This window comes from Candidatus Eisenbacteria bacterium (assembly GCA_026388185.1).
Lineage (GTDB): Bacteria > Eisenbacteria > RBG-16-71-46 > JAFGJU01 > JAFGJU01 > JAPLKG01.
The window spans coordinates 282173-304913 of sequence record JAPLKG010000008.1 but is presented as its reverse complement, the minus strand read 5'-3'; the positions used below and the strand labels follow the sequence as shown (position 1 = coordinate 304913).

The 22741-nt window shown below is 57.0% G+C and carries 19 protein-coding genes; all 19 read right to left on the bottom strand.

Going from position 1 to position 22741, the window contains the following annotated elements:
* Positions 1-28: 28 nt before the first annotated feature.
* A complete protein-coding gene (locus NTX17_04135; GenBank protein MCX5800556.1) occupies positions 29-1402 on the bottom strand; it encodes a phosphomannomutase/phosphoglucomutase in 1374 nt (457 codons plus the stop codon).
* Positions 1403-1507: 105 nt separating this feature from the next.
* Positions 1508-2606 (bottom strand): peptide chain release factor 2 gene (gene prfB, locus NTX17_04130; protein ID MCX5800555.1). Its coding sequence is split into 2 segments (ribosomal slippage): positions 1508-2536 and positions 2538-2606, totalling 1098 coding nucleotides; the frame shifts between segments, so codons are not numbered across the junction.
* Between the two features lie 6 nt (positions 2607-2612).
* Positions 2613-3266, bottom strand: a complete 654-nt coding sequence (gene coaE, locus NTX17_04125) for a dephospho-CoA kinase (protein MCX5800554.1) — start codon at positions 3264-3266, stop codon at positions 2613-2615.
* Entirely contained in the window at positions 3241-5943 is a 2703-nt protein-coding gene (gene polA / locus NTX17_04120) for a DNA polymerase I (GenBank protein MCX5800553.1), read from the bottom strand. The genes coaE and polA overlap by 26 nt, the downstream gene beginning before the upstream one ends.
* Positions 5944-5967: 24 nt before the next feature.
* On the bottom strand, positions 5968-6564 hold the full coding sequence (nadD, locus tag NTX17_04115) for a nicotinate-nucleotide adenylyltransferase (protein MCX5800552.1): 597 nt from the start codon (positions 6562-6564) through the stop codon (positions 5968-5970).
* Between the two features lie 63 nt (positions 6565-6627).
* Entirely contained in the window at positions 6628-7401 is a 774-nt protein-coding gene (gene bamD / locus NTX17_04110) for an outer membrane protein assembly factor BamD (protein ID MCX5800551.1), read from the bottom strand.
* A 103-nt stretch (positions 7402-7504) separates the two neighbouring features.
* Entirely contained in the window at positions 7505-8239 is a 735-nt protein-coding gene (locus NTX17_04105) for a hypothetical protein (protein MCX5800550.1), read from the bottom strand.
* Positions 8236-9621, bottom strand: a complete 1386-nt coding sequence (gene rimO, locus NTX17_04100; protein MCX5800549.1) for a 30S ribosomal protein S12 methylthiotransferase RimO — start codon at positions 9619-9621, stop codon at positions 8236-8238. Before rimO ends, NTX17_04105 begins: the two co-directional genes overlap by 4 nt.
* 13 nt (positions 9622-9634) lie before the next feature.
* A complete protein-coding gene (locus NTX17_04095; protein ID MCX5800548.1) occupies positions 9635-11935 on the bottom strand; it encodes a DNA translocase FtsK in 2301 nt (766 codons plus the stop codon).
* 48 nt (positions 11936-11983) lie between these two features.
* On the bottom strand, positions 11984-13252 hold the full coding sequence (ahcY, locus tag NTX17_04090; GenBank protein MCX5800547.1) for an adenosylhomocysteinase: 1269 nt from the start codon (positions 13250-13252) through the stop codon (positions 11984-11986).
* A gap of 6 nt (positions 13253-13258) precedes the next feature.
* Positions 13259-14401, bottom strand: coding sequence for a methionine adenosyltransferase (gene metK, locus NTX17_04085; GenBank protein ID MCX5800546.1), 1143 nt, complete (start codon positions 14399-14401; stop codon positions 13259-13261).
* An 18-nt stretch (positions 14402-14419) separates the two neighbouring features.
* The gene (locus tag NTX17_04080) at positions 14420-15400 is read right to left on the bottom strand and encodes a sugar phosphate nucleotidyltransferase (GenBank protein ID MCX5800545.1); all 981 of its coding nucleotides are present in this window, start codon (positions 15398-15400) and stop codon (positions 14420-14422) included.
* Positions 15397-16464 (bottom strand): bifunctional phosphoglucose/phosphomannose isomerase, encoded by a 1068-nt coding sequence (locus NTX17_04075; protein MCX5800544.1) that lies wholly within the window; start codon positions 16462-16464, stop codon positions 15397-15399. Before NTX17_04075 ends, NTX17_04080 begins: the two co-directional genes overlap by 4 nt.
* A 44-nt stretch (positions 16465-16508) precedes the next feature.
* The gene (ptsP, locus tag NTX17_04070) at positions 16509-18269 is read right to left on the bottom strand and encodes a phosphoenolpyruvate--protein phosphotransferase (GenBank protein MCX5800543.1); all 1761 of its coding nucleotides are present in this window, start codon (positions 18267-18269) and stop codon (positions 16509-16511) included.
* Positions 18270-18281: 12 nt separating this feature from the next.
* On the bottom strand, positions 18282-18551 hold the full coding sequence (locus tag NTX17_04065) for an HPr family phosphocarrier protein (GenBank protein MCX5800542.1): 270 nt from the start codon (positions 18549-18551) through the stop codon (positions 18282-18284).
* Between the two features lie 29 nt (positions 18552-18580).
* A complete protein-coding gene (locus NTX17_04060; GenBank protein MCX5800541.1) occupies positions 18581-19342 on the bottom strand; it encodes a PTS system mannose/fructose/sorbose family transporter subunit IID in 762 nt (253 codons plus the stop codon).
* An 8-nt stretch (positions 19343-19350) separates the two neighbouring features.
* Positions 19351-20052 carry a PTS sugar transporter subunit IIC gene (locus NTX17_04055; GenBank protein MCX5800540.1) on the bottom strand — a complete coding sequence of 234 codons (702 nt, stop codon included), beginning with the start codon at positions 20050-20052 and terminating at the stop codon, positions 19351-19353.
* A 3-nt stretch (positions 20053-20055) separates the two neighbouring features.
* Complete coding sequence (locus NTX17_04050; GenBank protein ID MCX5800539.1) at positions 20056-22269, bottom strand: DUF1926 domain-containing protein; 2214 nt, start codon at positions 22267-22269, stop codon at positions 20056-20058.
* Complete coding sequence (locus NTX17_04045; protein ID MCX5800538.1) at positions 22256-22738, bottom strand: PTS sugar transporter subunit IIB; 483 nt, start codon at positions 22736-22738, stop codon at positions 22256-22258. The genes NTX17_04050 and NTX17_04045 overlap by 14 nt, the downstream gene beginning before the upstream one ends.
* Between the last annotated feature and the right edge of the window lie 3 nt (positions 22739-22741).

Genomic DNA, 22741 nt, shown 5'->3' with positions numbered 1-22741 from the left:
GTGCACGCGTCCGTCTCAGTTCCGCTATTCAGTCGCCCGAGCGCGTGCGTGCCATTTCCGACTTGAGATGCGCCACCTCGGCAAGCACCTCGGACTTGATTTCCTCAAGCCTTTTCTCAGACTTCGCCTCAAATCTTGCCACGAGAGCCGGCTGTGTGTTCGACGCCCGAACGAGACCCCAGCCATCTCCAAACAGGATCCGCGCACCGTCTATTTCGATGACACTATGACTCTTCTTGAAAAACTCCCTCACCGCGTCCACCAACTGAAACTTGAGCTCGTCGGGACATTCAAGCCGCATCTCGGGGGTCGACACGTACTGCGGAAGCTCATCCACCAGACGAGAGAGAGACTTCTCCGAATTCGAAACCAGAGCCACCAGCCTTGCGGAGGCGAAAATGGCGTCGTCGTAGCCGTAGTAGTCGTCCGCAAAAAACATGTGCCCCGACATCTCCCCGGCCAAGAGCCCCTTCGTTTCTTTGAGCTTTCGCTTTATCAGAGAATGTCCCGTCTTCCACATGAGAGGCCTTCCTCCCAGCACCCTTATGTGTTCTTCGAGTCCCTGAGAACACTTCACGTCGAAGATTATGGTTCCCCCGGGGGTCTTCTTGAGAATCTCGCCGGCGAAAATCGCGACGAGCTGGTCTCCCCAGATGATTCTACCCTCGCTGTCAATCGCCCCTATCCTGTCGCCATCTCCGTCGTAGGCGATTCCCAGATCAAGGCCTTGCGCCAGCACGAGCTTTCTGAGATCCTCCACGTTCTCCGGAATCGTCGGGTCGGGAAGATGATTGGGAAATCTCCCGTCGGGTTCACAGAAGAGAGGAACCACTTCGACTCCGAGCTTCTCGAAAAGCTCCAGAGCAACGGGTCCTGCCGTTCCATTTCCTGCGTCCATGGCGACACGGAGCTTTCTTCCGACGTTGATCTTCCGGGAAATCTCCTCGATGTACGCGGAGACTATCACGCTGGAACTCGAGCTCCCCTTCCCAGAGGAATAGCGAGAAGATTCTATGATTTTTCTGACGTCCTGTATCTCGGGTCCGTAGAGGGAGAGATCTCCCAGCGCGAGCTTGAATCCGTTGTATTGTACGGGATTGTGACTGCCGGTCACCACGGCGGACGCTCGCGAGCCGAGGTTGAACAGCGAGAAGTAGACCAACGGCGTGGGCACGGCGCCGAGCTCCACCACGTCGCAACCGCTGGCGACCAATCCCCTGGAAAAACTCGAGTTCAACCTGAAGGAGCTCAACCTCACGTCCCTGCCGACCGTAACCCTGCCTGAACCACCAACGAAAGTCCCGAAAGCTCTGCCCACGGCAAACGCGACTTCATCGGTGAGTTCTTCCTCTGCCAGACCGCGAATGTCGTATTCGCGGAAGATGTGCGGATTGATCGCCATGGGGCCGTTTCTCCTCTCGATACCTCTTCCCGACCGGTACTCCAGGATCATCCTCCCGGCTCGCAGCGACGGGCTCTGCTCCTGAATGCACCGAGGGACAAAATCCTAACACTTCTCCTTTGATCCGAGAAAAGCGTTTATGAAAGGATCTATGTCACCGTCCAGAACCTTGCCGACGTCCGATGTTTCATGGCCAGTCCTGTGATCCTTGACGAGAGTGTACGGTTGAAACACGTAGGACCTTATCTGGCTGCCCCACGCGATCTCCTTCTTGCCGTCGTGGAGCTTGTCAAGTTTCTTTCTCTTCTCTTCCTGGTAATAGACGTAGAGCCTCGCCCTCAAGATCTTCATGGCGTTGTCACGGTTCCGGTGCTGCGACCTTTCACTCTGACATTGAACGACGATTCCGGTCGGAATATGCGTGATGCGCACCGCGGAGTCGGTCTTGTTGACGTGCTGTCCGCCTGCTCCGCTCGCGCGGAAGGTGTCGACCCGAAGGTCACCGTCCTTTATGTCAATCTCGATCGTCTCGTCCACCTGAGGAAACACGAAAACAGAAGCGAAGGACGTGTGCCTCCGCTGGGCGGCGTCGAAGGGCGATATTCTGACAAGCCTGTGGACGCCGCTCTCGCCCCTCATGTATCCGTACGCGTACTCTCCGTCGACCTGAATCGTCACGTCCTTTATGCCGGCCTCTTCACCGGCCTGATGATCGAGAACCGAATAACCGAACCCCCTGGACTCGATCCATCTCAGGTACATGCGCATCAGCATCTGGGCCCAGTCCTGCGACTCCGTCCCTCCGGCTCCAGGGTGAATGCTCACTATTGCTCCGCCTCTGTCGTGTTCGCCGGCCAGAAGACTCTTGAGCCTGAATTCACCCAGCACTCTCTCAAGCTGGTTGCAGTCCGAAATCACATCTTGTAGCACGGCATCGTCCTGCTCTTCCTCTGCCAGCTCAAGAAGGACCTTGATCTCCTTGATTTTTTCGTTGAGAGAATTCCACTCCTCCACCGCCCTCTTCGCTGTGGCCAGCTCTTGAACTACTTGCTTGGAGCTCTCCCTGTCCCAAAAGCCGGGCTTGGACATCTCCTGGTCGATTCGCAGAATACTGTTCCGCTTCGATGCGACGTCAAAGACAATCACTCAATTCTTCGAGGGATTTTTCACACGATGCAATTCTGACCTTGGTTTCTTCCCACATCTAGACTCATCCTCCTTCTTTGGATTTCAGCAGCTCTTGCAGTTCTTCCCAGACCCCGGCCGCCTTCTCTTCGAGTTCTCGAAGTCCGGCCTCATTCTCAATGCGAAAGTCGGCTCCGGCCACTTTCTCCGCCTGGGGAATTTGGCAGCGTATCCTGGAAAGCGCCTCGTCAGCTCCGAGCGAATCTCTCTCTCGCATCCTCGCCTGCTGGACGCTCTCGCTACAAGAAACTACCACAACGGCGTCGAAAATAACAACCAGATTCCATTCGAAGATCAGCGCAGCGTCCACGACGATCATGCCCTTGAATCCCTTCCGAACAACTCCCGCTATCTGCGCGCGAATTTCTTTGATGAGGAGCGGATGCACTACTTTGTTGAGCTTCTCGAGGCTCGCCTTATCACAGAAGGCGAGCCTCGCCAGCGCGCTCCTGTCGAGCTTGCGGTCGCGGCCCAATATGCCATCGCCAAACACCCCGACCAGTTCGGAAAGAACACTGCCTTCTTCCTCGACTATTCGGCGACCTATCGCATCGGCGTCGATTATCTTGGCGCCGCGACGCTCGAAGAAGCGGCAAACAGAGGTCTTGCCGGACGCAATGCCGCCAGTCACGGCGACGGTAAGGACGCCGACGTCAGTGTGTTTCGAACCAGTTCTCACCCTCGCAGATCTCCACCCTCACGGGCACCCTCAGCTCCAGGGCATGTTCCATCTCGTGCCGCACAAGCTCGCTCAGCTTCGTCCCTTCTTCTCTGGGCAGCTCAAACAGCAGCTCGTCGTGGATTTGAAGAATGAGCCGCGCTCTCAGTCCGAGTACTCCGAGCTCCTTCGAAATCGCTATCATTGCCAGCTTTATCATGTCCGCGGCGGAGCCCTGAATTGGCGTATTGATTGCCATCCTCTCGGCCTCGGCCCTCACGCGCGAGTTCTCACTCTTCAGAGTCTCGAGCGGCCTCCGTCTGCCCAGCAACGTGGTGGCACACCCATTGCGTCTTGCCTCCTCGATCGTCCGGCGGACGTACTCCGCCACACCCGGATAAAGCCTGTAGTAACCGGCCATGAACTCTTTGGCCTCGGCAGTTGTGATGCCCAGCTCCTTCGAGAGACCGTACGGGCTCATTCCGTAGATTATTCCGAAATTGACTACCTTGGCCCGGGCCCTCAGTTCCGGAGGCACCGCGTCGGGAGAAACACCGAACAGCAGAGAGGCGGTGTTCGAATGGACATCTTCGTTCTGCTTGAACGTTTCTATTAGCTTCTCGTCGCCGGAAAAGTGCGCCATGAGCCTCAACTCGACCTGGGAATAGTCCGCCGACAATAGGATCCAACCCTTTTCACCGGCAGTGAACGCCTTCCTGATTTCTCTGCCCTGCTCGCTCCTCACCGGTATGTTCTGCAGATTAGGCTCACTCATCGAGAGCCTACCGGTAGCGGTGACGGCCTGATTGAAGTTCGCGTGGAGGCGACCGGTCGAAGGATCAATCATCTTGGGGAAAACGTCCACGTACGTACCTTTGAGCTTCGTGAGCTGACGGTACTTGAGGATCTCCCGCGCCACGTCGTGATGAACAGCCAGCTCCTCCAAGACCTCTTCGTCCGTCGAGTGCAGCCGTTTCTCTCTCGTTTTTTTCACAGACGGAAGCCCCATGTCGTCGAACAGAACCTTCGACAGCTGCACCGGGGAATTCAGATTGAAATGACACCCGGCGAATCGGAAAATATCTCTTTCGATCCGTTCTATGTCCTGGGCGAGTCTGTCCGACATTTCCCTCAGGAAATCAACGTCCACCGCCACGCCCAGTTTCTCCATCTCGAACAGGACGACTGCGAGGGGCAGTTCCACGTGTTCATAGAGCCTGACGAGCCCCATTCCCGCAAGGCGAGGCAACATGGTCTCCTGCAGTCGTAGCGCGATGAAGGCGCATCCACAGCCGTATTGAGCCAATTTCTCGAGAGGCACGTCCTCGAGTGACACCTTTCCCCGGGAACTCCCCAGGAAGGAATCCATGCTGTCCCACTCGACTCCCACGAATCTCCTGGTGATCGAGGAAATAGTGTTCGCCGGAGACGGGTCAATCAGATACGCGACCAACATGGCGTCAAAGACCGGGCCCTCCAGTCTTGTGCCCAGAATCGAGAGTGAATGGAGCAGCGTCTTGAGGTCGTGCGTGCACTTGAGTACGCCTCCATCCGACACGAACACTGCCAGCGCTTCCGAGACCTGAGCCGCAGAAGCCGGGTCGCGGGCTCCGAGATCGAGGTCTCCCTGGTCGCGGCCTCCACGACGGAGCGGCAGGTAAAAACACTCCTTCGCCGAGGCTGCCACGGCAAACCCCACGGGAAGCGAGAAACGATGGCGCCCCGCAAGCACGGCCAATCCGACTTTCTTCCACGAGCGGGCCTTCCTGCGAAACTCTTCGAACTCGTCCTCGGTCTCAACCACGGTCCATTCGTACCGCAACTCCGACGGCTCGAAGATAGTAGACACGAGTTTCTTGAACTCAAGATCTTCGAGAAGCGACTTGAGCCTCTCGTTCCTCGGTTCGCCGGGTCGCAGGTCACCGAGCTCAATTGAAACGGGAGCCTCAAGGCAAATGCTGGCGAGCTCGCGTGAGAGCCTTGCCTGTTCGGAGAATTGTGACAGTTTCTCGGAGAGCCGTTCCTCTCCATCGATGGGAAGCTTCCCCAGGATCTCTTCGAGACCGCCGTACTTGGACACCAACTTGGAGGCGGTCTTCGGCCCTATGCCCGGAACGCCGGGAATGTTGTCGGACGAATCGCCCGCAAGCGCAAGCACGTCGACTACCTTCTCCGGCCCGACTCCGAAACGCTCTTCGACCTGCCTTCTGTCAACCCAAACCGGATTCTCTCCGGCCCTGCCCGGGTTGAGCACCCTCACGTCGTCTCCGACCAGTTGACAAAAGTCCTTGTCTCCCGAGACCAGAACCACTTCCACTCCCTCTTTCGTCAGGCGCTTCGCCAACGTGCCCATCACGTCGTCTGCTTCGAAACCCGGGGCCTCGATTGTCTTCAGTCCCATTGCGCTGATGAGTTCGAGGATGCGAGGGAATTGGCTCCGCATCTCCTCCGGCATCTTTTCGCGATTGGCCTTGTATTCCGGAAATCGCTTGTGTCTGAAGGTTGGAACCCGAGAGTCGAGGACCACGCCGATGTAGTCCGGCCTTTCTTCCCTCAGAAGCTTGAGCAACATGTTCGCTACGCCGTAGACGGCGCTAGTGTTTTCGCCCTTCGAATTCGTGAGAGGCCTTCCCACGAAGGCGAAATAGGACCTGTAGGCCAAAGCGGAACCGTCAACAAGGTAGACGCGCGATTTCATGGACGCAACTCCGCGCCAAGCTCGTCAAGCTTTGCTGGCGCCCGTGTACAGTCTGTGATCGAAGACGTAAGCGGCGACGGAGGGAGGAACAAGATACCTGATCGAACGCCCGGTGGCGACCCGCTCACGTATGTCCGTGGATGAAATGCCTACAAGCATCCCATCCAGTATCAGGGCGCGGTCACGCAGCCATGGTTCAAGTTTCCTCAGGTCAAAGCCAGGACGGTTCAGAACGACAGGCCGGCACGCTGAAACAAGCCTTTGAGGCTCTTTCCACATGGAAATCTCGAGGATGCTGTCTGCTCCAACGACGAGAAAGATCTCCGCTTCGTTTCCCAGGGCGTTCTTGAAACAAGAAACAGTTTCTATCGTAAAAGATGTGCTTTGGCGTTTCACCTCAAAGTCGGAGAACTCGAAATGCTCGTTTCCATCGATTCCGAGCCTGGTCATCTCAAGACGTGACTCCGGGCTCGATATCTTGAGACGATTCTTGTGGGGAGAGATTCCGGAGGGAACGAAAATGACTCTATCAAGCCCCAGCCTCTCACGCGCCTCTTCAGCGATCATGAGATGCCCCACGTGGATTGGATCGAACGTGCCTCCGAAGAGACCGATCTTCACCGTGTCATTCTCCATCGCGACAATTCAGGCAGGAAAGAATGAGCGCGAACGTAATCAACGCTCTCAGCCGGCCCGCTTTGCTTTGCCTCTGATTTTCTTCAACCTATCCTTGGCGACATTGGAGGTTTCCGGATTCTTGTCTCCGTTCACTACGTTCTCGTACCCCTCCACCGCCTTTTCCCAGTTTCGCTCGCGTTCATACGATTGGGCGATTCCGAGAGACGCCCACTGCGTCCACGAAGAATCGGCGTACTTGGCCAGCACTTCGTCAAAGCAGCTTCGCGCCGCAACAGAGTCCCCCAGTTTCAGATAGAGTCGGCCGTTCAGGTAGAGCTTCTGCGCCAAGATTGACTGGCATTCGCGGATCTCCTGCTGTGCCTGAGTCACAAAGGCTCCCTCCGGGTAGAAAGCGATGTAGGCCTCAAGAAGTGCTATGGCCTTGTCAGTTGAGGTTTGGTCGTAAGGGGCAGGCCGACGCTCCTTGTAAGCGCACACGCCCAACATGAAAGTGGCCTCCTCGGCATAGCTTCCCCTGGGATAGTCTCTCGTGACTCGCTCGAACTCCACCTGGGCGAGCGGATACTCTTTGCTTCCGAAATAGGACTTCCCCAGAAAGAACGTGGCAGGTTCGACGTACTTGCTACCAGGAAATTGAGCCAGCAGGATCTTGAATTGCTCAGCCGCCTCCGCGTACCTGTGCGCCTCGTACCTTGCCTTGGCCTTCTCGAATTGTGTGACCGCGACCGTGGGCCGCGCGCCGTCGGTCGTCGCGCAAGAAAGAACAAAGCTTGCAGCAAAACCAAACGAAAATAGGCAGGCAAACAATCTCTTGTGCATCATTTCCTTCTTGTTTCCTTCTTCACCCGCGCCCGTCTCACGCGTACCTTTCGCGGGTCCAGCGTAAAGTCCTCTCTACGGCACGCCGCTTTCGACGACAAAATTATTCCTTGTTGGAGTAGAACAGATAGACCAAACCGACTACGATGGCAGCAACGACGAAGGGCTCAACAATGCCGCCTAGCTTTCCGGCCGGCAGGGTGCCCTTCTGCCAATCCGGGCCCTTGCCTTCCAGCAATGCCAGCCTGGATGCCGGGACGACGTCACGTTGGGTGGCGCGGCCTTCACCGGCCCAAACCAGCGTGCCGGAGTCTTGGTCGATCAGTCTGCCATACAGAGAAACAACCGCAACACGCTCCACTATCTTCTGACCGAAGTAGTGAGGTCTCCAGGCCCTCGGGTATTCCATGCCCAGTTCGGTAACCCTGTACTCCAAGGTCAACATCCCCTGTTCACTCTTTGGCGCTGCGCCGACCCTCGAGCTATCGCTAACGACGGTGGTGTCAGCCTCTGACGTGTCGGGAACGGCCGGGGCAGGAGGAACCGCCGAGACTACTACCTTGACGCCCTTTTCTCTCAGTCTTCCCCCGAGGAAGTTCTCTACCATCCAACCTGCATCATGAGGGAGTGCCGGCCCGAGAAGTACGGGCCCGCGCAGAGGAAAAGGCAACAGTTGAACGAGCGAGTCCACCGCAGCCGAAGTGGTTTTCTCCATGAGGGCCACGTTCGTCATCAGACCCTTTCCGAGCACGTCCCGGCCTGAGGCAGCAACAGGACAAAGGGCCAGAACCGACAGAGTCACAACGATGAACCATAGCAATAGACGCCTTCTTTTCACTCGACTCTCCTTCTCTTGGTAATAGTCGTCTTTCCCACCGCTTGATTCGTCAACACATCTTCAGAAAAGCGCCTCCCGAAAAGATCATATTCGTTGAACCCCACTATCAGAACCTTCAAGAACTGACCGCTCTGGAGATTCGCTCCGCTCGTGCGAACTACGCCGTCCACTTCGAAGGCCTGCCCTTCCGTTCTGGCAACGCCTCTGGTCCGTGTCGGACCCACGCTGTCCACAAGAACGGTGACTTCCCTGCCGACCATCGCCTCGTTTCTAGACCTGGAGATCTCTTGCTGCGCCTCCATGACTCTGTGAAGGCGTTCTTCTTTCACGTCCTCCGGCACTTGATTCGGCAGGCGCGCCGCCCCAGTAGTCTGCTCTCTGGAATATGCGAAAGCTCCCAGATGGTCGAATCGAAAATCTCTGAGAAAACCCAGGAGCTCCGCAAACTCCTTCTCTCCCTCTCCCGGAAAACCGACCATCACGGTGGTCCTAAGGGAGATGCCGGGCACTGCCATTCTCATTTTCTCGAGAACTCTGACGAGTGCCCTCTGCGACGTGCGCCTTCGCATGAGCCTCAGCACTTTCTCCGAGAAATGCTGGACGGGTATGTCAACATACCTGCAGAGTTTCGGATTCTCAGCGAATGCTTCCACGATCTCGTCGGACCAGTGCGCCGGGTGAGTGTAGAGAAGCCTCAACCAGTCGACACCTTCGACGCGGGACAGGCCTTTCAGGAGCGACGCCAGTCTCGGTCGCCCGTAGAGATCCACTCCATAATTGGTCGTGTCTTGCGCTATGAGCGACAGCTCGCGTACCCCGGATTGCGCAAGACGCGATGCTTCGTCGACCAGACTCTGCATGCTGCGACTCACCATGTTTCCTCTTATGCGGGGGATGAGGCAGTAGGAACACTTGTTATTGCAGCCTTCGGCGATCTTGAGATACGCAGTGTGTCTCCCCGTGGAAATCGCCCTGGGATGGAGACGGCGAACAAGAGAGTCGGAGTCGTCGAGGAAGCTTGCCTTGCGGCCGTTCGCTTCGAGCGCCACATCGCACGCCTCCGCTATCTTGAGTCTGTCACGCGGTCCCAAAATCGCGTCGATCTCGTCAAAGCCCTCAAAGAGACGGTCTCTCTCCAACGCCGGCAGACAGCCGGCAACAACAACACCCTTGAGGCTGCCCTGCCTCTTGAGGCGCACCGCGTCCCTTATCCACTGCTCTGCTTCGTCTCTGGCAGAGTTCAGAAAAGAACAAGTGTTGATCACAACCACGTCAGCTTCACCCATGTCGCTCTTTGTGCTGAAGCCGCATTCGGCCAGCCGGGCAAGCATCACCTCAGAATCCACGAGGTTCTTCGGACAGCCGAGTGAAATGAGAGCCACCGATCGCCCTCCGTCAAGACGGCCGCGGGCTCTGAGACTCTTTCTCAAAGAGTCCTCCTTGATCCAGGAAGGAGTCATTGACGAGAACGTCGCGCGGCTTACTACCGTCTGCGGGCCCGACAACTCCGATTTCTTCAAGCCTGTCCATGAGCCTTGCCGCTCTCGAGTAGCCTACCTTGAGCCGTCTCTGGAGTAAGGACACGGATCCATGGCGATGAGTTATGACCACTCTGGCTGCGTCTTCCAGCAGTTCGTCCTCGGCACCGGCCTCACCTCCGTCGGCCGCAATAGACTCTGTCAGGTCAACGAATGGCCTTGCCATCCAAGAGTAGTTCTTCAGATGGGAAACCACCCTCTCTATGTCCTTCTCGGACACGTACGACCCGTGAAGTCTCTCAGGCTCGGCCCGACCTGCAGGCAAGAAGAGCATGTCTCCGCTGCCGAGCAATGCCTCTGCTCCGTTCATGTCCAGTATCGTTCTCGAATCCACCTTGGAGGCAACCTGAAATGCCAGTCGGGTCGGGAAGTTTGCCTTGATCACCCCGGTTATAACGTCCACGCTCGGCCTCTGCGTGGCAAGTATCAGATGAATCCCGACCGCGCGAGCCATCTGGGCAAGCCTGGAGATGGGCTCCTCGATCTCGGTGGGCAGCATGCACATGAGGTCGGCAAGCTCGTCTATTATGACCACAAGATACGGCAGTTCCTCTGCGCCCTCCTCGCGAACACGCTCGTTGAAGCTGTCAATGTTTCTGACGGCCTTTGCCGCGAGAACGTGGTATCTACGCTCCATCTCCTTCACCACCCATCTCAGGCTCCTGCTGGCTTCTCTGGCGTCGCTGATCACCGGCATCACAAGGTGCGGAGTGCCGTTGTAGGCCGTCAGCTCGAGCTTCTTGGGATCAATCATCAGAAGATTCAGTTCCTTGGGCGAGAGTCTGTAAAGAAGACTCAAGATGATGCTGCTGATGCAGACGCTCTTCCCGGAACCGGTGGCACCCGCAATCAGGAGATGGGGCATCCTGGACAGCTCGGTGTAGAAACATCCGCCCAGAGCATCCTTGCCGAGTGCCAGGACAAGCCGGCCTTCCTGTTTGCGGAAGGCGTCCGAGGACAGAAGCTCCTTTATGTACACAATGGAGGGTACCCTGTTGGGGACCTCGATTCCGACTGCCGCCTTGCCGGGAACCGGAGTAAGCAACCTTATTCGCGACACCTTGAGCCCGAGAGCGAGGTCTTCCGCGCGGCTTGCGATTTGATTAACGGTAATGCTCGGCCCCGGCTCAAAATCGAACCTTGTGATGACCGGTCCCGGGTGCACTTCCGTCACTCTTCCCGTCACATCAAAATTCGCGAGCTTCTCCTCTATCATCTTTGAGGACTCGAGAAGCTCTTCTTTTGACATGTAGGTTTCGGGTCCCGAAGGATCGTCGAGGAGAGAAAGAGAGGGCAGAGAAAACTCCGCCTCCCGTGTTGGAGGCTCTCCCGCCCTGGATTCCCTTGTCGCAGGGAAAAGCGACGTTGATCTCTGGTTTGACTCTGCCGCGGCTGGAATTCGCATCTGAGCGGCAAGCCGCGGTTCCGAAGAGGGAGGCGTGATCCTGGGTTCGGCAGGAATCTTTGCTCTCGATGGCTCACTTGCCCTCACCGGCCCGCGCGCCTTCCTCTCGACCGGTCGCTCTTCAGACCGGCTGATTTTCGTGCGGCGCGCCCTCTCGTCAACGAACGCGGCCACTTTCGTGATCAGCGCGTTCGCGATGCTGCCGGCCAGGAGTCCCAGTCTTCGCAAGAAACTCAACGCTTTCAGGCCGGGCAAGAGGCCGGTCTCGAGTCCGACGAGGAACAGGATGACGAGGACACACCAGGAGACCACGGGAGCTCCGAAGGAACCCAGCAGCGAGTGGCCTCGATCAGCTATTTCCAGACCGAACTGTCCGGCCAGACGCCGATCACCGACCCTGGACAGACCCGGGAGGAGCGCAAGACTGACTGTTAGGATCCAGATTAGGCCGAGAGAGAAGAGAGTTTGAAGCCACAGTTTGCCGGCGGGATTTCTCGCGAAGCGGTTCCAAGACCACGCGAGGAGGAAAATGCCTATGAACCAAGGAAAGATGAGGCCAAAGGCCGAGAGGAAACCCTGAGCAATCCTGACGCCGAGCAGCCCGAAGGCGTTCGCAACGTTGCCCTCGTGCTCAGCAAGGAGACCGATGTCCTCCTCGTGGTAGCTGACAAGACTCGACAGGAGCATCACACCTGCCACAAGCAGCAAGGCCCCCGTCACGAAAGAATAAGTTCCAGAGCTTCTTTTGCCCACGGGACACGGCTCTCCTTCCTGTACGGTCTGCCGTCCCAGACCGTTCCCTTAGGTGCCAAGCTCCCACGAAGAAAGATACTTTGTCTGCTCTTCCGTCAGGCTATCGATGCGGATTCCCATCGCGTCAAGCTTGAGTCTGGCGACCAGCTGGTCGATCTCCGACGGAACCGGGTAGACCCTATTTTCGAGCTTCACGCCTTTTCTTGCAAGATACTCGACGCAAAGCGACTGGTTGGCAAAGCTCATGTCCATTACCGTTGCGGGGTGCCCCTCACCTGCGGCGAGATTGATCAGACGACCTTCACCCAGTACGTATATCCTTCGGCCGTCGGTCAGGGTGTATTCCTCGACGAAGTCGCGCATTCCCCGCTTTCCCTTGCTGATCTTGCCGAGGCAGTCGAGGTCGAGCTCCACGTTGAAGTGACCCGAGTTGGCTACGATGGCGCCGTCTTTCATGACCTCGAAGTGCTCGCTGCGTATCACGGCCATGTTGCCCGTGAGCGTGACGAAGACGTCTCCGATCACCGCCGCGTCTGCGATCGGCATGACTCTGTAGCCGTCCATCACTGCCTCGAGGGCCTTCAAGGTATCCACTTCCGTCACGATTACGTTGGCTCCCATGCCCTTCGCCCTCATGGCGACCCCTCTCCCGCACCACCCGTAACCGCACACGACAAAGTTGAGACCTGCAAGGAGCACGTTCGTGCATCTCAAGATGCCGTCTATGGTGCTCTGGCCCGTGCCGTAGCGATTGTCGAAGAAGTGCTTGGTGTTGGCGTCGTTCACGGCGATTATGGGGTAGGCAAGCGCCTTGTTCTGCTCGAGGCTCCGAAGCCGCGTCACACCCGTTGTGGTCTCCTCGGTTCCGCCGATCACTCCGGGAATCAGGTCCTTCCTCCGCGTATGAAGCTCCGACACGAGATCGGCACCGTCGTCCATCGTCACCGTCGGCTTTATGTCGAGGGCGGAACTTATGTGCTCATAGTAAACGTTCTTGTCCTCACCCTTTATGGAGAAGACCGCCGCTCCGAAGTCCGACACGAGAGAAGCAGCCACGTCGTCCTGAGTGCTGAGGGGATTTGAGGCACAAAGTCTCACTTCTGCCCCCCCGTCCATCAGCGTTCTCACTAGATTCGCAGTCTCGCTCGTCACATGAAGGCACGCAGATATTCTCAATCCGTTCAAGGGCTTCTCCAAAGCAAACCTTTTCCTTATTGCTCTCAGGACCGGCATGCTCCTGTCTGCCCATTCAATTCTCGCTCTTCCTGCCGCACTCAGCCCCAGATTCTTCACGTCGTGCATCTTTGGTGCGCTCATCAACGCCTAGACTCCCTTCTTAAGAACGTCAACCATGTCACGAAATTCCCAGGTGAGATTCGGCTCTTCACGGCCAAAATGACCGTAGACGGCCACAGATCTGTATATGGGACGTCTGAGCTTGAGCCTTTCGATTATTCCCAGAGGAGTGAGATCGAAGTGCTTCGTTACGAGCCTCGATATCTCATCATCAGGAAGCTGGCCCGTCCCGAAGGTGTCTATGGTAACCGAGACGGGCTTCGCGATTCCGATTGCGTAGGCCACCTGTATTTCGCACTTCGTCGCAAGACCGGCGGCCACGATGTTCTTGGCCACGTGTCTGCACGCGTAGGACGCGGATCTGTCAACCTTCGATGGATCCTTCCCCGAGAAGCATCCGCCCCCATGGCTACCGACGCCACCGTACGTGTCGACGATTATCTTTCTTCCCGTTAGACCCGTGTCTGCAAGGGGGCCGCCTTTCACGAACCTCCCGGTCGGATTTACGAAATAATTCACGTTTCTGCCCTGGAGCATCTCCTTGGGAATCACAGCTTTGATCACGGACTCGATGACGTCGTTCTCAATCTTGGCGTGCGCAACGTCGGGATGATGCTGGGTGGAGACTATGACGGTTTCCACTCCGACGGGCCTGTCTCCTTCGTACCGAACTGTGACCTGCGTTTTTCCGTCGGGCCTCAAGTAAGGGAGTATGCCCGCCTTTCTGACGTGGGCCAGTCTCCTGGCGAGACGATGCGCGAGCAGTATCGGCAGCGGCATGAGCTCCGGGGTTTCGGTCGTGGCGTACCCGAACATGAGACCCTGGTCACCCGCGCCGTGCTTGTCGACACCCAGGGCTATGTCCTCGGATTGATCGTCAATCGAAGTTATGACCGCACAGGTTTCGTAATCAAAGCCGTAGCTGGCATCCGTATACCCTATGTCTCTCACGATCGAGCGAACTATCTCAGGTATCTCGACGTAGCAGGACGTACTGATCTCGCCTGCCACAAACACCAGACCCGTGGTGACAAGGGTTTCACAGGCCACCCTGCACAGCGGGTCGAGTTCGATCAACGCATCGAGAATCCCGTCCGAGATCTGGTCCGCAACTTTGTCAGGATGGCCCTCACTCACCGATTCGGACGTAAAGAGACGATTCTTCTCCATTCAACGATCCTCCGCTTGCTAGGTCAGTTGCACCTCTGAAGAGTCTCCGACGTTCACCTTCTTGAAGGCGCCTCGTACCACCGCGTTCTCACCCACCACAGAAGCGTCCAGGAGTATGTCCTCCACGCAAGCGTGGGCATTGATGATGCAATTGCGCACAATCGAGTTCCTGACGATCGCACCTGTGTCTACGGACACGTGCGGTCCCAGCACACAGTTGTCGATTTTCGCCGACTCGTCTATTGCCACGGGAGGTACGATGATGCTGCCAGATATTGTCGGCTGATGTCGGACAAGCTCCAAGAGATCGCGATTGGCAATGAGCAGTGTCTCGGTCTTGCCGCAATCGTACCAGCCGTGGATGGAAAAGGTCTGCATCTCGGAGCCGCGGTCAAGCATGAGCTGGAGTGCATCCGTGAGCTGATATTCGCCCTTGGTCCTTATCTTCCTTCGCATGATTTCGCGAATGCACTCGAACATCAGCTCGGTCTGTGCAACGTAGTACACACCGACTATGGCCAGATTGCTGGGCGGGACTTCCGGTTTCTCGACGAGCCTCTTGATGTGGCCGTTTGTCACCTCGACGACTCCGAAATTTCGCGGATCCGCGACCTCCTTGACGCCTATGTAATTGGTCGTCCCACCAACGACCTTGGAGAAGTCTGCTTTGAAAATCGTGTCTCCCAAGACGATGAGAACCGGGGAGTCCTTCACGTGAGTCTCCGTGAGATGAACGGCGTGACCGAGACCCTTTCTCTCCTCCTGTTCCACGTACGTCACATTTAGAGAGTAGTTCCCCTCTACGTACTGCCTTATCCTGTCTCCCATGTATCCAACAACCATGACCACTTCCTGGATTCCGAGCTCCGGAAGCTGATCAAGAATGTGAGCCAGAATAGGCTTGCCGGCAACATTCATCAGCGCCTTCGGAACCGTGTGCGTATGGGGCCTCAATCGAGCTCCCACGCCGGCCACTGGGATTATTGCCTTCGTCCTCATGTGTTCGTTTCCTCCGACAATCTCTTCTTGAGTTCGTCTATTCTTCGTACCGGAGTCGGATCTTCACCACGGAGCATGGCAAGGTAGATGCTAACGAAATCGCCGAGGTAAATCAATGAAAAGATTCTCGCCAGAAGGCTTCGCCCTTCGCTCCAGACCTCTTTCGTTTGTACTCCGTCGGCCTTCATCAGCTCGAGTGTAATGTCTATTCGCCTGCCGACCCTGTCGTGTTCAGAGGAATCTCTCAGAACGATCGCTTCTGTGGGGATACCGAGCGTCTTCAACCCACGCCAACCCACAATCTCATTGTGATCGAGTTCCGGAAAGCTGCCGACGTAGGCCGGCGTCTTGCTGTTCTCGTTCAGTTGACATTTCCACCTTAGTGCTACGCAGGACGTGAGCTTGCTTCCGTAGACGACCACGAACCTGTTGAAAAGCTCCGCGGCCAGCTTCTTGGCAGGATTGTGAGAGGTTGGAGTCTCCTCGTGATAAGTTTGTGTCTTGCTTCTGAGTAGCGAGACGACCTCGCTCGCTTCTCCAGGCTCTTCGGGAAGAATGGACATTCGACGCAGCACGTCGTACATCATGAAGAAGGAGTATCCGATTGCCGCTCTCGGAGGCAATCCCTCTTCCATCTTGAGGAAAGGCACGCCGTCCACCATGGCGCGCCTCTGGAGCTCACCGCCGGACCCGAGACAAATGACGCGCGCACCTCTCTTCCTGGCGTCTTCGTACAGCGAGAGCGACTCCTCCGTGTTGCCCGAGTAACTCGAACAGAAGAGCAACGTCCGCTGCCCCACGAAAAGAGGGGAGTCATACTCCCTCACCACAACGCACGGAATACCGGCCCTCTCCTCCATGAGCATTTTCACCAGGTCACCCGCAATGGCCGAGCCCCCCATGCCGGCCACCGCCACGTGCCTGAACCCTGAGTCGGACACACCCACCGGGGCGGAGGAACTGATGACCATCGCCTTCTCGATGTGCTGAGGCATATCGCTGACCAGCCTCAGCATTCCGGAAGGATCCATTTTTCTCAACTCGATCGGGGCGTCAAGTATCATGATTCCCTCTCAGAAAGTCGGACAGTTACCAGCAGGACGGCGAATCAAGGGGACAGGATTTGAGGAAACTTCGCTACAATCACTTCCTCGACGAAGCTTCTGACGTCTGCAGCCGTCGATAGACACAAGGCCTTGTCTGCAAGCTCCTTGGTCTCCGCGTAGCTCACAGAACGCACGATCGTTTTTATTTCGGGAAGAAGGTACGGGCTTGTACTGAATTCGTCCAGGCCGAGCCCCAGCAAGATCACTGCCCCGACAGGATCACCGCACATCTCACCACACACTCCGACCCAGATGTTGTGCCTGTGTCCCGCGTCCACCAGTGTCTTTATGGACTTCAGGATGGCCGGATGCAAGGGATCATACAGATAGGCAATCTTCTCATTGCCTCTGTCTACTGCGAGCGTATATTGTATGAGGTCGTTCGTACCGATGCTGAAAAAATCGGCCTCTCCGGCCAGGGAATCAGCTATCATGACTGATGCGGGCGTTTCCGCCATGATCCCTATTTCACAATTGTCTCCGAAAGGCACGCCTCTCTGCCTCAGATCTTCTTGAACCTGCGCACAGATTGTGTTGGCCTGTCTCAGTTCGTCGAGGCTGGAAATCATCGGGAACATCAGTTTCACGTTGCCGGCCGCGGCCGCACGGAAAATCGCCCTCAATTGGATCTTGAATATCTCCTGTCTCTCCAGGGAGAACCTTATCCCTCTCCACCCAAGGAATGGATTGTTCTCCTTCGCGGCTCCGAGATAGGAGGCAAACTTGTCGCCTCCGACGTCCACCGTGCGAATTATCACGGGATACGGATGACATCTCTCGGCGACTTTCTTGTATGCCTCGTACTGTTCTTCCTCTCCCGGGAGTTTGGCACTCTTCATGTAGAAGAATTCCGTTCTGTACAGTCCGACGCCTCCCGCTCCCTTTGCCAGGGCGGACTCCACCTCCTCCGGCATCTCTATGTTTGCCGAAAGCTCTATTCTGTGTCCGTCAGTCGTGACCGCGGGCAGCTCTCTTATGTCGAGTAGCATTCCTTCCAGATCGAGTAGCCGCTGTTGTCTCTTCCTGTATTCCTGAAGGGCCTGATCGGTGGGATTCACATCGACCAAGCCCCTATTCCCGTCCACTACCACCGTGTCTCCGGCCTTGACGTGGGCCGTCACGTATTTGAGCCCGACAACGGCGGGGATGCCTCTCGACCGAGCCATTATGGCTGCGTGCGACGTCCTGCCACCAGAGTCCGTGGCAAAGCCGAGCACGGTGTCCTTGCTCAGCAACACCGCTTCGCTCGGCGTGAGGTCGTGCGCCAGCAGCACTACCTGTCCCTTTATCGTTCCGAGGCCTCGTCGAGGTTCGTCGAGCAGGTGTCTTATGACCCTTCTCTTGACATCACGTACGTCGGCTGCGCTGTCCCTGAAATGCTCTTCCTTGGCGAGGTCAAGCCCTTCCGCGATCTCGGAAAGGGTTCCTCTGTACGCAAACTCGGCGTTCCTTCTTCCTTCGCGAATCGCCTTCATCGTCTTGTCTACAGCCACGACGTCATCGAGTATCATCAAGTGTGCGTCGAATATCTTCGCCTGCTCCGGTCCGAGTTCTTCCTCTATTGTTTCTATCAGCGCTTCCATCTCCTTGCGCGCCGTGAAAAGAGCGGCCTTGAATCGCCGGACTTCTTCCTCAACGTCCTGGGGCTCGACCTGTCTCTCCCTCACGTGGAGCTCTTCGAGTTCAAGAATGTGAGCTTTGCCGATGGCAATTCCAGGAGACGCCGGGATGCCTCTGATGATTCTGGAGTTGGATACTGCCATGCGGAAAACCTGCTATTGGTCCTCGTAGAACTTGTTCTGAACGAGATCAGTGAGGATCGCGAGCGCCTCGGTTTCATCCTCTCCTTGGACCCTTATACGGATGGACGAACCTCGCTCGGCAACAAGAGAGACAAGCCCGAGAATACTCTTGCCGTTGACTTCGATGTCGTCTTTCATCACCCAAATGTCCGACCTAAACCGGCTGGCTTCCTTCACGAATATCGCCGCAGCCCGCAGGTGAACACCCGGGTCGTTAGTGATTGTAAGCGTTGTCACAAGCATTGTTCTTCCAAAACAAGTTCCACGTGATACTAACCGAAAATCCCGCTGGCTGTCAAAACAAGCCCCGCGGCTCCAACGGCGATGGCGACCTCGGTGATTCTCTTCTGAAACGACTCTCGCAGAAGCCCGCTCGCTATCGCCACGACAGGAAGCAGCAACAGGGCCTCCCGTTTCCACCCACCGCTCCAGGCATGAACGACCCCCACGAGCAGAATGCCCGCTGTCGCGGCCCCAACCCATCCGACGGTCCGGCTCAGTGTCATGAGCCTAAGCTTCGGAATCTCTCCGACGACACCGGCGCCCAACGTGTATCCTCTGAGCACACCCTTCACCCTGTAGTAGATGTGGAAGACGTTGTACAGCACGAGCAACGCAACCGCGCCCAGGACCCCGAACCCACCCGCAATCAGCACACCCAGCATTCCGGAAAGTGGTCTCATGCTTGCCCAGAAGAAACGATCACCGACGGCGGCAAGAGGAACGGCGAGCGAGCTCTTTAGCGCTTCCACGTCGGCGGCGCTCACCTTCCCCCTTTCACGCTCTTCTTCCAGCTTTGCAGTAGCCCCGATGATGTACGAAGCAAGAACAGGATTCGTATTGAAAAGCCTGAGATGTCGCACTGCGAATTCCCGTGTCGCGGTCGTTCCACAACCGAGCTTGCGGGCCACGGGAAACATCACATACGCAAACCCCAACGTCTGCAGGCCTTCGTAGTTCCACGCCGCCTGCAGATAGAAGGAACGGAGCACCAACCGAACAAGATCCAACTTGCCCAGGTTCCTCTCGCCCACTTGACACCTCATCGGCGAAAAACGCTCATGATGAGAAAAGCCCAGGCCGCACCACCCCCGAAGGTGAGGAGGCGAGCTCTTGACCTGCCGACAAAAACGGAGAAGAGGACGCCCACCCCCAGGGCCTCAAGAACTAGAAGCGTGAGACTGTAGTCACGCGCTGACAGGCCGGGATTCTCCGCAAGCAAGAGCGCCAGTGGAGTCAGAGCACCCATGGCCAGAAGACATAGGAGAAAGCCCCGCGCAAAGCCGATCGCCACGGCAAGCGAGACCGCCTTCTCCGGGCGGGCGTCCCGACCGTCGTTCACATTTTTCACGAATCTCTTGAAGAGCCTTCGACCGATCTCGCGCTCGAGCAGTATTGTCCGTCTCCCCAACAGCGCCACGGCCAAGGCGGCAATCAGGCCGAGAAGATAGCAAAAGGAAGACGAAGCGAGGCAATTGGTTTCAAGAAGAGTCACGGCGAACCAGACCCCGCTCACGGATCCGACAGGCGCGTCGGGCATGGGGCGGGCTCCCATGGGAATGGCGGCGGACCAGAGGAGTTGAAGCACGAGTCCTATGAAGATCCCCGCGTGGGGGGCGCCGACCAACAAGCCCGCAGCCGTCCCACTCACGAGGGGCTGGCTCAGCATGAGCTGCCAGGCGGTGGCCGTGTCGAGCGCGCACACTCCGCCGGCCAGACAGAGAAGAAGAATCTCCCTCAACATTCCTTATCTCCCGGCCGCGCGCGTACTGCTTGTCAGAGCGTGCTTAGCGTCCGAGGTTTTGAACTCCATACGAATATCGAAGCTCGCTTGCCTGATCCCCGCGGGCAGCGGCCAGGCCAGCATGACACACGTGCCCTGATAGATTTTCTCGAGGCCGCCCTCGGACAGGGAAACTGTTTCGACGGGGAATTGCCAGAGTTTGCAAGCCGTTCCCATCGAGATCGTCACCGAGAGTCCCACGCGTTCGTCAGTCAATGTCAACCCTCTGACGCCAAGAAATTCGCCGGGACTCGAGAGTTCTACAACCCGCGCGCCCAACGCGTCTGTGTCAACCTTGCCCTGGGCTCCGCGGCCGGAGGGAATCAATAGATTCAGTTCGGGAACAAACAGCAACTCCGCGCCCCTCTGGCTTCCGAAACTGAGATCGTAGGACACCTGGAGTGAAGCCACACCGGCTGGAACAGACAGAGTCTTGTCGATGGTCAAGCGTGCCGTTTCGGTCGCCGAACGGACCATCCCCGAGGCGCTCAACACGACTCGCCCATCCCTGAAGGGTGATTTCTCGGTGTAGGGAGCACCCGCGAAATTCCCCAGGTCCTCGAATTTGCTTTCAAAGAGTTCGCTGAGCGAAGTCCGGGGCGACAGAAAATGGTCGAGCAGGCAAACCCTGGGGAACCTGTCGTAGAAGAGGAACTCGTCCAGTTTTTCCTCCTTCGCCACGACCGCGTCATGAATACTGGCGACCTTCTCACCGGATTTATCGCCGGCGCCGGTCTTGATCTGACTGTGATACGCCTCCCTGCGACGGGCCAGAGTGTTGACGAGGTTTATCTCGTGAGCCACGTCATCAATCTCTACGACGGTCCCTCCCCTGGCCGGAGCGATGAAACACACAAGCTTGCCGTTCGAGATCGCGATCTCCTCCGCACCGTCTCCGTCAACATCGACTCGCTCAACAGTCGGCGCGGGCGCGACATTCCCCGGCACCTCACTCGCCAGTTTGTCCGCTCGGATGATGTGCCTGTAGATGGCCTCTCTCAGATGAGGCAAATAGAGACCGCCGAAGACCCCGTGCCAGTACGCGCAATTGCACTGCGCCTTCCATATTTCGTTGAGGGCGACCTCGCGAGCCCCGGCCGACCCGAGTGGCCTCCTCGATTCCGAAGACGCCTTCCGAAGCTCCGAAGGGACGTCTCTCAACACCTTACGCCTTGCGTACAGCATGCGCTTGTGCATCCAATTGCTCTCAGGATACCTACTAAGAAAATTGCGCCAGAATCCTCCCTTCACGAAGCTCTCGTATCTCTCGAATTCACCGCTCGCACTCAGCTTTCCTAGGAATTCGTGATACCTGAGCTGAGCCTCGACGGGAAGACTCCACTCCATCATTTCCGCGTACGACGCCGCGGGAAGAAAAACCCAACCGAGGGGTTTGTGCTGCGAGATATATTCCGAGAATGTGACAACGCTCACCCATTCCTTGTTTGCTTCCAATGCTGTAAAGAATCTCTCTAGCCACTTGTCTTCATAGCAGAGTTTGTGAGTCCCGGGCCATATCCCGAATTTCTCTCCGTCGTCCGCAAAAACGAGAAGAGTGTCTTCGGTTTCGGAGGCTTTCTCGCGCAGGTAGTCCAGCGTTTCGTGGGGATCGGCATACGGAATCAGGTATCTGAGACGTTTGCTACCCGAGAACACCTTGATGACCGTACCTTGATCCTCTGTCAGGTAGTATCCGAGGAGCTCGTTTTCCGGTAGACCTGCGCTCTTGAAATGGGAATCATCCACGACCGTATATTCAACGCCGGCCCTCCCGATTGCGCTTGCCAGCGACGGCTCCCAGACTCTCTCCGCAAGCCACAAGCCCCTGGCCTGAAAACCGAATTTCTCTTTCACGAACGAAGTCAGTTTTCTTGTCTGTCCTATCTTGTCCTCGTCGGGTACCGAGGGAAGCACCGGCTCGTAGAAGCCGCCGGTCATGATTTCGAGCTGGCCTCGCGTCACAAGTGAACGCACCAGGTCAAAGTACTGGGGATGATGCCTCTCAATCCACTCGAGGAGCGCCCCGCTCACGTGAAACGCGGTCTTGATGGACGGATGTCGGGCCAAGACGTTCAGAAAGGCCAGGTAGGCCCTCTCGAAAGCATCCTCCAGCACGAAGTCCAGATTCCCGACAGGTTGGTGATTGTGTACACAGAATACGAAGCTAGTCTTCTTCAAGTTTGCCCTTCCTGAGTAGTTTGACAACGTCGTAGGACGGATTCCCAGGCACATCCTGGGCCACGAGCCTCACGTCTCCGGCGGCAAGCTCCTGCAGAATTTCAGAATCCCGCCCGTCCACAAAGACGTACGGAAGGAGTTTCGTTTTTCCTTCACCGAAGTGCATTCCGCCGACGTTGATCCATTCCACGGAGAGCCCGGCCTCAAGAATTTGAAGTGCGCCAAGAGGATCCCGCACAAGCAAGATGCATTTCTTCGTGTCGAGGGCTCTTTCCTTCAATATGCCTGCCGCTTCGCCCACCTTCGCTACCACAAGCTCAACATTGTCAGGCAGGCCCATGCCCAGAAGCTTTGCCTGGCCCGGCGTCGAAGCCGCGTCATCGTCGGCCACGATGACGACGTCCGGCGAGAGCGCGCCGACCCAGCCCACCGCCACCTGGGCGTGAAGCAGCCTGTCGTCTATCCTCATCAA

Bases quoted from the DNA above. Each gene is read 5' to 3' on its own strand.
- NTX17_04135 (MCX5800556.1), bottom strand. From the start codon at position 1,402: ATGGCGATCAATCCGCACATCTTCCGCGAATACGACATTCGCGGTCTG.
- polA (MCX5800553.1), bottom strand. From the start codon at position 5,943: ATGAAATCGCGCGTCTACCTTGTTGACGGTTCCGCTTTGGCCTACAGG.
- bamD (MCX5800551.1), bottom strand. From the start codon at position 7,401: ATGCACAAGAGATTGTTTGCCTGCCTATTTTCGTTTGGTTTTGCTGCA.
- ahcY (MCX5800547.1), bottom strand. From the start codon at position 13,252: ATGAGCGCACCAAAGATGCACGACGTGAAGAATCTGGGGCTGAGTGCG.
- metK (MCX5800546.1), bottom strand. From the start codon at position 14,401: ATGGAGAAGAATCGTCTCTTTACGTCCGAATCGGTGAGTGAGGGCCAT.
- NTX17_04080 (MCX5800545.1), bottom strand. From the start codon at position 15,400: ATGAGGACGAAGGCAATAATCCCAGTGGCCGGCGTGGGAGCTCGATTG.
- NTX17_04075 (MCX5800544.1), bottom strand. From the start codon at position 16,464: ATGATACTTGACGCCCCGATCGAGTTGAGAAAAATGGATCCTTCCGGA.
- ptsP (MCX5800543.1), bottom strand. From the start codon at position 18,269: ATGGCAGTATCCAACTCCAGAATCATCAGAGGCATCCCGGCGTCTCCT.
- NTX17_04065 (MCX5800542.1), bottom strand. From the start codon at position 18,551: ATGCTTGTGACAACGCTTACAATCACTAACGACCCGGGTGTTCACCTG.
- NTX17_04055 (MCX5800540.1), bottom strand. From the start codon at position 20,052: ATGTTGAGGGAGATTCTTCTTCTCTGTCTGGCCGGCGGAGTGTGCGCG.
- NTX17_04045 (MCX5800538.1), bottom strand. From the start codon at position 22,738: ATGAGGATAGACGACAGGCTGCTTCACGCCCAGGTGGCGGTGGGCTGG.